Genomic DNA, 10956 nt, shown 5'->3' on the forward strand with positions numbered 1-10956 from the left:
TCGCCTTCCTTCGCTGGCTCGGCAGAAACAGCCACGGTGGTGGTGTCGACGGTGTCTTCGACAGTGGCGGTAGTGGTCGCGCCAGTCAGGTCGACAGCTTCGAAGTTGCCGCCATTCACTTCCGTTACGGTCGCAGTCAGCTTCGACGGATCGGTGTAGACGTCGTCACCGTTGGCATTCGGAACCTGGAGGGTGCCTTTACCAGTGGAGTCCACATTCACGGTGTAGTTGGTGCCACCCACGTTGACCGTCAGGGTCACGGTGGTACCGGTCTGCGGCGGGTTGCTCAGCTGGAAGTTGAAGGTGACGTTTGTGTCGCCCTCCTTCGCTGGCTCGGCAGAAACAGCCACGGTGGTGGTGTCGACGGTATCTTCGACAGTGGCGGTAGTGGTCGCGCCAGTCAGGTCGACCGCTTCGAAGTTGCCGCCATTCACTTCCGTCACGGTCGCAGTCAGCTTCGACGGATCGGTATAGACGTCGTCACCGTTGGGATTCGGGACCTGGAGGGTGCCTTTACCAGTGGAGTCCACATTCACGGTGTAGTTGGTGCCACCCACGTTGACCGTCAGGGTCACGGTGGTACCGGCCTGCGGCGGATTGCTCAGCTGGAAGTTGAAGGTGACGTTGGTGTCTCCCTCCTTCGCTGGCTCGGCAGAAACAGCCACGGTTGTTGTGTCGACGGTGTCGACGATCTGGGTCACTGCCGGGGTCGGATCCGGGTTCACGGTGATGCCACCGCCAGTGGTACCCGTGATGGTGGTGGAGATCTCGCTGCCATCGATGTACGGCGTATCGTTCGGCGGGATGGTAACGCTCACGGTCCCCGTGGTCTGGCCAGCGCTGATGACGATCACCTGGCCATTGGACAAGGTGATGGTCAGATCAGTCAGCGGTGCCTGGCCCACAGTTGCGGTGTAGACGATCACGCCACCGGCTTCGGTAATGCTCGGCGTGGCGCTAAGCGCAAGGCCAGTGGTGATCGGCGTGGTTACGATGTTGTCGTCATTGATGCTGGTGTCGAGCGCACCGACTTCCTGCTCGGCGAGCTGGGTCTCGAAACCGATCGGGCCGGTCGGGAAGCCGATGGTCGGGTCAACCACACCTGCCGTTTCTTCAAGCAACACGAACGAGTGGCCACCACCGACCGAGCCACCACCTGCAGCAGCCGGGCCCGCCGCGGTCGCTTCCAGCTCGGTGGTCGGGTCAGCGCCCGCAGCGATGGCCTGTTGCAGCTCTTCAACCGAAGGCGCGGCCTGGGCAGCGGCCTGGCTCAGGTCGGTAATGCTGTCCGGTGCGTCCGCGCTCCATTGGGTATCACGCCCCAGGTCCAGGGTACGCCCATCGGAGAGTTCCAGTGTTACCGCCCCGCCAACCCCGGTGAGCACCTGCTCGCCGGCCATGAGCCGATCACCCTCGATCAGAACGCGACGAATGCCTTCTGGGGATACTGCGATGACTTGGCCAACAATGCTTTTGACGATGGCAACAACACTGCTCATGGGGAGACTCTCCGGGATAGCCGCTCAAGTGGGCTTCTTGCCTAGCCGGCCATCAAACGCCGCTATGCGCTGTGAAAATTGGGGTGCTTGCATGTTTTATTGACGCCAAAATAACGTCAATATTCTGTCTATAACGGAAAGGAATTAACTTTATGCCAAAGTATTGACCTTCATCCCGCCATCCTAAACAATTGGCCGGGTAATGTCACATTGATATGTTTCACCTTTGTAACCCTTCCTCGTACTTTTCGCGGTACCTCTTCGGAACGGTCCACTTACGGTCATTCAAGGTTGCCATTTAGCAGGCGGGATCGGCTTCGGCCGTGATTTGCGACAAGCATTCCTCGGGAACAACATAAAACATGCGTGCATCTGTATTCGCTGCTCTTCCGTTCGCCCTTTCCATCGGCTTCGTCCAGGCCCAGACCCTGCCTGAGGCCATGCAGAAGGCGCTCGAGGTCCATCCCGAGATCCAGGCTGGCGTGAACGCCCGGACGGCCGCGGATTATCAACTGCGCGCAGCCAAAGGTGGATACCTGCCCAAAGTCGACCTGACCGCCGGTTATGGCCGTGAAGGTACCGACAGCCCGAGCACCGGCAACCGCTGGGAGACGCTGAATCGCGGTGAGTCCGCCATCAACCTGCGGCAGATGGTCTTTGATGGCTTTGCCACCTCCAACGAAGTCGGCCGTCAGCAGGCCACTGTCAATTCCCGTGCCTATTCGCTGCTCGGCACCTCCGAGCGCACTGGGCTGGAAGTCGCACAGGTTTACCTGGATGTGCTGACTCGCCGCGAGATGGTGCGCCTGGCCCAGGACAACCTGAGCAACCACGAACGCGTTCTCGACCAGATCAAGCTGCGCACCAGCCGCGGCGTTGGCCGCTACGCCGACCTCGATCAGGCCGAAGCGCGCCTGGCTCAGGCCCGTAACAACCTGATCACCGAGCAGACCAACCTGGCCGACGCCAACACCAACTACCTGAGCGTGGTGGGCCAGATGCCGGACGAGTTGAGCGCTCCGGCGCCGTTCATGGACCTGCTGCCCGCCAACCTCGACGAGGCGCGCCACCAGCTGGTTGAAAACAGCCCGATCCTGCGTTCGGCCGAAGCCGACATTGCCGCAGCGGAAAAGCAGTACGAAACCGCCAAGTCGACTTTCTACCCACGTTTCGATGCAGAACTGGGCCGCACCGCCGATAACAACATCGATGGTGTGCAAGGTCATAACAACGAGTGGCAGGCGATGCTGCGGATGAACTTCAACCTGTACAATGGCGGCAGCAACAAGGCCGACCTCGAGTCGAAGTCGTACCTGGCCAACCAAGCCCTGGATATCCGCAACAACGCCCTGCGCCAGCTCAATGAAGAACTGGGCCTGGCCTGGAACGCCCTGGAAAACGCCAATGCCCAGGTGCCGATCGCCCAGCAGTACGTCGATCACAGCATCCGTGTGCGCAGCGCCTACCAGCAACAGTTCACGCTCGGTGAGCGGACACTGCTCGACTTGCTCGACAGTGAGAACGAGACCTTCACCGCCCAGCGCCGTCTGGTGGAAGTGAAGAACATTCAGGTGTATACGCAGTACCGCATCAAGGCGACCATGGGCCAGCTGCTGAAGAGCCAAGGCGTGGTCGCCCCGATGGCAACCGTCGTGCAGAATGACATGAAACCCAATGTGAGCCTCCCAGGCATGAACTGAGGCGCTCGCCCCCTGATCACCCGCCTGGTTTGAAGAGAGCACCGCGTGGAATCCGAAGTCAGCCGAATCCAGCTCAACAACGATCCACGCAGTCAGCATGACGATCCGCTACTGGATAGCCTGCTGACCCTGTGTGTCCTGCATCAGAAACCCGCCAGCCGGGCCATGCTCACCACCGGGCTGCCGCTGGAAGCCCAGCGCCTGACCATGGAGCTGCTACCACGCGCCGCTGCCCGGGCCGGCCTGCAGGGCCGCTTGCTGCAGCGCAAGCTGGAGCAGATCCCGGGTATCGCCATGCCGGCCATGCTGCTGCTCAAGGAGGGCCGCGCCGCCGTTCTGCTGGGCTGGGACACCGACGGTAGCGCCCGCCTGCTGCTCAGCGAGAGTGATGGTGGCGAGGTGCTGGTCAGCCGGGAGGCACTGGAGGGCGACTACAGCGGCAAGGTGTTCTTCGCCCAGCCGCAGCACAAGTACGACGTCAACCACGGCAACCTCATTCCGCGCACCCGCTCGTGGTTCCGCGATACCTTGCTGCGCAGCAAATGGCTGTATGTCGACGCCATCGCCGCCAGCCTGGTGATCAACCTGATCGCCCTGGCCGCGCCGCTGTTCGTGATGAACGTGTATGACCGCGTGGTACCCAACCAGGCCACCTCGACCCTGTGGGTGCTCGCGCTGGGCATCACCGGCGCGTATGTGTTCGACCTGATTCTCAAAGGTTTGCGCAGCCTGTGCCTGGACCTGGCGGGCAAGAAGACCGACCTGATCGTGTCGGCGACGCTGTTCGAACGCATCGTCGGCATGTCGATGAAGTATCGCCCGGCGAGGGTCGGCAGCTACGCGCAGAACATCCATGAATTCCAGGGCCTGCGCGACTTCCTCGCCTCGCTGACCCTGACCAGCCTGATTGACTTGCCCTTTACCTTGCTGGTTCTGCTGGTGATCGCCATCATCGGCGGGCACCTGGTGTGGATCCCGGTGCTGGCCTTCCCGTTGGCGCTGACCATCGGCTATGCCCTGCAGAAACCGCTGATGGCGACCATGGAACGCACCATGGCACTGGCCTCGGAGCGCCAGTCGAGCCTGATCGAGACTCTGGCTGGCCTGGACGCGGTAAAGGTCAACAACGCCGAGAGCGAACGCCAGTACATGTGGGAGCAGACCCTCGGCACCCTCAGCCGCCTGGAGCTGCGGGTCAAGATGCTGTCGAGCCTGGCCATGAACATCACGATGCTGATCCAGCAACTGGCCGGTGTGGCGATGATCTGTGTGGGGGTATACCTCATCATTGATGGCAGCCTGACCATGGGCGGCCTGGTCGCCTGCTACATGCTCAGCGGCCGTGCCCTCGGCCCGCTGGGTCAGCTCAACGGCCTGCTTGCGCGCTACCAGCACGCCAAGGTGACCATGGTCTCCACCGACCAGATGATGGAACTGCCGCAGGAACGCAACTTCGAAGAGCGCCCGCTGAGCCGCCAGGTGCTGCAAGGTGCCATCGAATTCCGCGGCGTCGAGTTCACCTACCCCAATCAGCAGAACCAGGCCCTCAAAGGCATCAACCTGGTGGTCAAGCCGGGCGAGAAGATCGGCATCATCGGCCGCAGCGGCTCGGGCAAAAGCTCGCTGGCCAAACTGATCGTGGGGCTCTACGAGGCAGATAAAGGCTCGCTGCTGGTGGACGGCGTGGACATTCGCCAGATCGACGTCAGCGAACTGCGCCACAACATCGGCTACGTACCGCAGGACATCCAGCTGCTGGCCGGCACCCTGCGTGACAACCTGGTCAGCGGCGCGCGTTACATCGAAGACGAGCTGATCCTCCAGGCCGCCGAGCTGTCCGGCGTGCACGAATTTGCCCGGTTGCACCCGGATGGCTATGAGCTGCAGGTTGGCGAGCGTGGGCAGAACCTGTCCGGTGGCCAGCGGCAGAACGTGGCCCTGGGGCGAGCGCTGCTGCTCAACCCACAGATCCTGCTGCTGGACGAACCGACCAGCGCCATGGACAACACCGGTGAAGAACGCCTCAAGCAGCGCCTGCAGCCGATCATCGAGGGCAAGACCGTGTTGCTGGTCACCCACCGTGCCTCGCTGCTGTCGCTGGTAGACCGCCTGATCGTCATCGATCGCGGGCAGATCGTCGCAGATGGCCCGAAAGCCGCTGTCATGGATGCGCTGAAGAAGGGGCAGATCAGTGTCGCATAAGCTGGATTTCGCGCAGGTCAAAGACAACCTGCGCCGTTATTTCAAAGGCTCCGAGTCGTTCGCCGGCCAGCCCCTGCCCGAAGTCGGCAAGTCGCTGATCGAGGATGCGCCGCGCGTGGTGCGGCTGACCATCTGGGGCGTGATCGCGTTTTTCATGTTCCTGATCCTCTGGGCCAGCTTCGCCAAGGTCGATGAAGTCACCCGGGGCGAGGGCAAGGCCATTCCGTCGTCCAAACTGCAGAAGATCCAGAACCTGGAAGGTGGGATCGTTGCCGAGATCTATGCCAAGGAAGGGCAGATCGTCGAAATCGGCCAGCCGTTGCTGCGCCTGGATGAAACGCGCTTCGCCTCCAACGTTGGCGAGACCGAGGCCGATCGACAGGCCATGGCGCTGCGGGTCGAGCGCCTGAGCGCCGAGGTGGAAGACCGCGCACTGAACATCGACCCTGAATTGCGCAAGGCTGCGCCGAACCAGACAGCCAGTGAAGAGTCGCTCTACCAGAGCCGCAAACAGCAGTTGCATGACGAAATCGCCGGCCTCGAACAGCAGTTGGTGCAGCGCCAGCAGGAGCTGCGCGAGTTCAACTCCAAGCGCGCCCAGTACGCCAATAGCCTGCAGCTGCTACGCCAGGAAATCGCCATGTCCGAGCCGCTGGTGGCGCAAGGTGCGGTCTCCCAGGTAGAGATCCTGCGCCTGCGCCGTTCCGAAGTGGAAAACCGAGGCCAGATGGACGCCACGGCACTGGCGATACCCCGTGCCGAGGCCGCGATCCGCGAGGTGCAAAGCAAGATCGAGGAAACCCGAGGCAAGTTCCGCAGTGACGCCCTGACCCAGCTCAACGAGGCGCGCACCGAACTGAACAAGGCCACCGCCACCGGCAAGGCGCTGGATGACCGGGTCAGCCGTACCCTGGTGACATCGCCGGTACGCGGCATCATCAAGCAACTGCTGGTCAACACCATTGGCGGCGTGATCCAGCCCGGTAGCGACATCGTCGAAATCGTACCGCTGGACGATACGCTGGTGATCGAGGCGAAGATCCTGCCCAAGGACATCGCCTTCCTGCACCCGGGCCAGGAAGCCACGGTCAAGTTCAGTGCCTACGACTACACCATTTATGGCGGGCTGAAGGCCAAGCTGGAACAGATCGGCGCCGACACCATCACCGATGAGGACAAGAAAACCACCTACTACCTCATCCGCCTGCGCACCGACCGCAGCCACCTCGGCAGCGATGAAAAGCCCTTGCTGATCATCCCTGGGATGGTGGCCACGGTGGACATCATGACCGGCGAGAAAACCATCATGAGCTACCTGCTCAAGCCGATCATGAAAGCCCGCAGTGAGGCGTTGCGCGAGCGGTAGCTTTTAAAGGCCTACGTGATCCCTGTGGGAGCGGCTTTAGCCGCGAAGCAGGCGATGCAGTGGATGGCACCGGCTTTGCCGGTGTTCGCGGGGCAAGCCCGAGTGCTCCCACAGGAACCGCGCAGGCTTTTCATATTCTGCGCAAGGCCGTTATCTCTCGCGCAGGGCTTCGGTGCGCGCCTTGATGATGGGTTTGAGCAGATAACTCATGATCGTCTTTTCACCGGTCATGATGTCCACCGTGGCCACCATCCCCGGAATGATCTGCAAGGGCTTTTCATCGCTGCCCAGATGGCTGCTCTCGGTGCGTAACCGGATCGGGTAATACGTGGTCTTCTTGTCTTCATCGGTGATGGTGTCTGCGCCGATCTGCTCCAGCTTGGCCTTGAGCCCGCCATAAATGGTGTAGTCGTAGGCCGTGAACTTGACCGTAGCCTCCTGACCCGGGTGCAGGAAGGCGATGTCCTTGGGCAGGATCTTCGCCTCGATCACCAGCGTGTCGTCCAGCGGCACGATCTCGACGATGTCGCTGCCAGGCTGGATCACACCACCGACTGTATTCACCAGCAGCTGCTTGACAATGCCGCGCACCGGCGAGGTGACGAGGGTGCGGTGCACGCGGTCGTCCAGCGCCTTGCTGGTGGCATTGGCCTTGTTCAGGTCGGCACGGGCCTCGTTGAGCTGGGTCAGGGCGTCACTGCGGAACTTGCCACGGGTTTCTTCGATCTTGCTCTGCACCTCGCGCACGGCTGCTTCGGCACGGGGGATGGCCAGCGAGGTAGCATCCACTTCACCTCGGGTTTCCACTTCCGAACGGCGCAAACGCAGGATCTCTACCTGGGACACCGCACCTTTGGCCACCAAAGGCTCGGACATGGCGATTTCCTGGCGTAACAACTGCAGGCTGTTGCTGTACTGGGCGCGCTTGGAATTGAACTCGCGCAGCTCCTGCTGACGCTGCACCAGCTGCTCTTCAAGCCCGGCAACTTCATCATGCAACTGCTGCTTGCGGCTCTCGTACAAGGAGGCCTCGCTAACCGCCTGGCTTGGTGCGGCCTTGCGCAACTCGGGGTCGATGTTGAGTGGGCGGTCTTCCACCTCGGCGCTCAAGCGCTCGACCCGCAGTGCCATGGCCTGGCGATCAGCCTCGGTTTCGCCCCTGTTGGAGGCAAAGCGCGTTTCGTCCAGGCGCAGCAGCGGCTGGCCGACTTCGACCACCTCCCCTTCCTTGGCGTAGATTTGCGCGACGATGCCGCCTTCCAGGTTCTGGACCTTCTGCACCTTGGAAGACGGGATAGCCTTGCCCTCGCCCCGGGTGACTTCGTCGACTTCGGCGAAGCTGGCCCAGAGGATCAGGAACACGAAAAACGCGATCACACCCCAGATGGTCAGCCGCACCACGCGCGGCGCATCCTCGATCAGCGACTTGCCAACCTCGGGCAGGGGCTGGCCGGCGAGCGATTCGGAGCCTTTGAAATAGCGGCGCAGGTTGTCTTTGACCTGCGCGAAATCCAGCTTACGCGACACTGATCTGCCCCTTCTTCAGCGCATCCATGACAGCGGCTTTCGGGCCGTCCGCAACCACCTGGCCCCGATCGATGACAATCAGGCGGTCCACCAATGACAACAGCGAAGCACGGTGGGTGACCAGCAACACGGTCTTGCCCTCGATCACCGCCTGCAGGCGCTGCTTGAGACGCTCTTCGCCGGTGTTGTCCATGGCGCTGGTCGGTTCGTCCAGCAGCAGGATCTGCGGGTTGAGCAGCAGCGCTCGCCCCAGGGCCACGTTCTGCCGCTGGCCACCGGACAGGTTCTGCCCACGCTCACCTACCTGCAACTCGTAGCCGTCCGGGTGCAGCCGGGCAAACTCGTGCACACCTGACAGTTCGGCTGCCTGGAGGATCAGCTCGTCTTCGATGTAGCGCGCACCGCTGACCAGGTTGTCACGCAGGGTGCCGGCCAGCAGCTGGATGTCCTGCGGCACGTAGCCGATGTTGTGGCGCAGTTCGCTGACGTCGATCTGGCGGATGTCCACGCCGTCCACCAGCAACGAGCCCTTGTCCGCCTCGTACAACCCGACCAGCAGTTTGGCCAGCGAGCTCTTGCCCGAGCCGCTGCGGCCGATAATGCCGATCTTCTCGCCCGGTTTGACCACCAGGTTGATGCCCTTGAGGGCCTGGTTCTGCTGATTGGGGTAGGTGAAGTCGACGCCACGGAATTCGATTGCGCCCTGCAACACCTGGCGGCTCAGCGGGCGCTCTTCAAAGTTGCGCTCCTGCGGCAGCTCCATCATCTGGTCGGTGGAAGCCATGGTCACCTTGGCCTGTTGATACCGCGCCAGCAGGCCATTGAGCTGGCTCAGTGGGCCGAGGGCACGGCCGCTGAGCATGTAGCAGGCGACCAGGCCGCCCATGGTCAGGCTGCCATCGATGATCAGATACACCCCTACGCAGATCATCGCCACGCCGGCCAGTTGCTGGATCAGCATCGTGATGTTCATGGCCAGCCCGGAAAGCACCTTGACCCGCAGCTCCAGGCGGCTGAGGGTGCCGAGGGTCTGCTCCCACATGTACTGGCGTTCGCTCTCGGCGTTGTTGACCTTTACCGCGTCCAGGCCAGCTAGGGTTTCGATCAGGCTGGACTGGCGTTCGGATGCCAGTGCCATGGTGCGTTCCATGGTCGCCATCAGCGGTTTCTGCAATGCGTAACCGATACCCAGCGCCAGCGGGAAGGCCAGGATCGGGATCCACACCAGGTGCCCGCCGATGATGGCGATCACCATGAGAATGATGAGGGTGAATGGCAGGTCGATCAGGCTGGTCAGGGTCAGCGAGGCAAGGAAGTCGCGCAGGCCCTGGAACTCATGGATGTTCTGCGCATAGCTGCCGACCCTCGCCGGGCGGTACTTCATCGACATGCCGACGATGCGTTCGAACAGCGTGGCCGACACGATCAGGTCGGTCTTCTTGCCCGCCAAGTCCAGGCACAGGCTGCGTAAGCCCTTGAGAATCAAATCGAACACATATGCGCCAGTGATGCCCACCGCTAGCACCCACAGGGTCGCCGTGGCCTGGTTCGGTACCACGCGGTCATACACGTTCATCACGAACAGCGGCGCGGCCAGGGCGATCAGGTTGATCACCAGGCTGGCGGCGATGGCGTCGACATACAGCCATTTGCTGCGCAGCAAGGTATCGCGGAACCACGAGCGGGTGCGCGGAATGAGGTTGCCGTGGTTGACGTCGTACTTGTGCTGCGGCTGGGCGAAAAACACCCGGCCACTGTAGTCGCTGAGCAGCGCCTCGCGACTGATCAGCACCTCACCGCCATCGCTCTCGCTGAGCAGCATGCGTGCGGTGTCTGCGTTTTCCCACCCGAGCAGCACAGCGGCGCGGCCGTCCTTGAGCAACAGCATGGCCGGCATGGCGATGCTCGGGATCTGCTCCAGCTTGCGTTGCAGCAAGCGGCCCTGCAGGCCGGCGCGAGCCGCTGCGCGGGGCAGCAACTCGGGGCTGAGGCGCTGGGCGGGCAGGGGCAACCCGGTGGTCAGCATCACTCGGCTGGCGGGCTTCTGGTGCAGCACACAGAGGGTGAGCAGGCAGTCCAGCAGGGGATCGTCGTGCTGGCTGCGCGGATCGTGACTGACTTGAACTCGACTGACTTCGGATTCCACGTGGCGCTCTCTTCCTTGCGGTAGTTGGAGGCAAAGCCCCATCAACATCGGCCCGTTGTTCTTTGTAGCAGACGGCAACAACGCGTGAAGGTTTCATGCCTGCCGCCTGTAACGACCTTCCAATTACAGGTCACCCTCAACACCTATAACAAACGTCTAACGACAGATGCTACTCGTGCATGTCCAAGTTAAACACCACCACATGACGCGTTTGCCAAATCACGCAACAAGCCAAGCGCCACGAGGCTTACAAGCAGACAACCACAGCTTTCATCGTTTAACTACATTTCAATTAATACGAAAGTAAGAATTGGCAATCTTGATTTTCACGTTATGAATTTAGATTGCCCCTCATTTGCAAATCGTCGACGCAAGTCAATATTTCGTCATTTGCAAAATGCAATCAAATCAACCGATCGAAAGTTTGACACTGCAAAGATAGAGGCACTTTGAAATCATTTCGCTCGCCCTGTCGAGGGGTATGGAAGGCACTGGTCGAGTTATCTGGAGAGTCCC

General features: G+C 61.5%; 6 protein-coding genes. 3 read left to right on the forward strand and 3 right to left on the reverse strand.

The annotated features are described in order from the left end of the window. Positions 1-1499: retention module-containing protein (locus tag ACIPW4_RS26485; protein WP_400663433.1), on the reverse strand; the 1499-nt coding region annotated here is incomplete at its 3' end. 362 nt (positions 1500-1861) lie between these two features. On the opposite strand from ACIPW4_RS26485, the gene ACIPW4_RS26490 reads away from it, so the two are divergent. From ACIPW4_RS26490 to ACIPW4_RS26500, 3 genes are read left to right on the forward strand one after another with little or no spacing between them, the layout of a single operon-like run. Beyond that, positions 1862-3199: a TolC family outer membrane protein gene (locus ACIPW4_RS26490; protein ID WP_400663436.1), complete on the forward strand. Its 1338-nt coding sequence runs from the start codon at positions 1862-1864 to the stop codon at positions 3197-3199. Positions 3200-3244: 45 nt separating this feature from the next. Beyond that, positions 3245-5401, forward strand: coding sequence for a type I secretion system permease/ATPase (locus tag ACIPW4_RS26495; RefSeq protein ID WP_400663438.1), 2157 nt, complete (start codon positions 3245-3247; stop codon positions 5399-5401). Continuing rightward, on the forward strand, positions 5391-6767 hold the full coding sequence (locus ACIPW4_RS26500) for an HlyD family type I secretion periplasmic adaptor subunit (RefSeq protein ID WP_400663441.1): 1377 nt from the start codon (positions 5391-5393) through the stop codon (positions 6765-6767). The genes ACIPW4_RS26495 and ACIPW4_RS26500 overlap by 11 nt, the downstream gene beginning before the upstream one ends. A gap of 150 nt (positions 6768-6917) precedes the next feature. Here the strand turns inward: ACIPW4_RS26500 and ACIPW4_RS26505 are convergent, their stop codons facing one another. Both ACIPW4_RS26505 and ACIPW4_RS26510 read right to left on the reverse strand, forming a co-directional pair. After that, complete coding sequence (locus ACIPW4_RS26505; protein WP_400663444.1) at positions 6918-8294, reverse strand: HlyD family type I secretion periplasmic adaptor subunit; 1377 nt, start codon at positions 8292-8294, stop codon at positions 6918-6920. Next, on the reverse strand, positions 8284-10440 hold the full coding sequence (locus ACIPW4_RS26510) for a type I secretion system permease/ATPase (protein WP_400663447.1): 2157 nt from the start codon (positions 10438-10440) through the stop codon (positions 8284-8286). Before ACIPW4_RS26510 ends, ACIPW4_RS26505 begins: the two co-directional genes overlap by 11 nt. Positions 10441-10956: the final 516 nt, after the last annotated feature.

Origin of the sequence: Pseudomonas sp. NPDC089996, assembly GCF_044748405.1 — a bacterium.
GTDB lineage: Bacteria > Pseudomonadota > Gammaproteobacteria > Pseudomonadales > Pseudomonadaceae > Aquipseudomonas.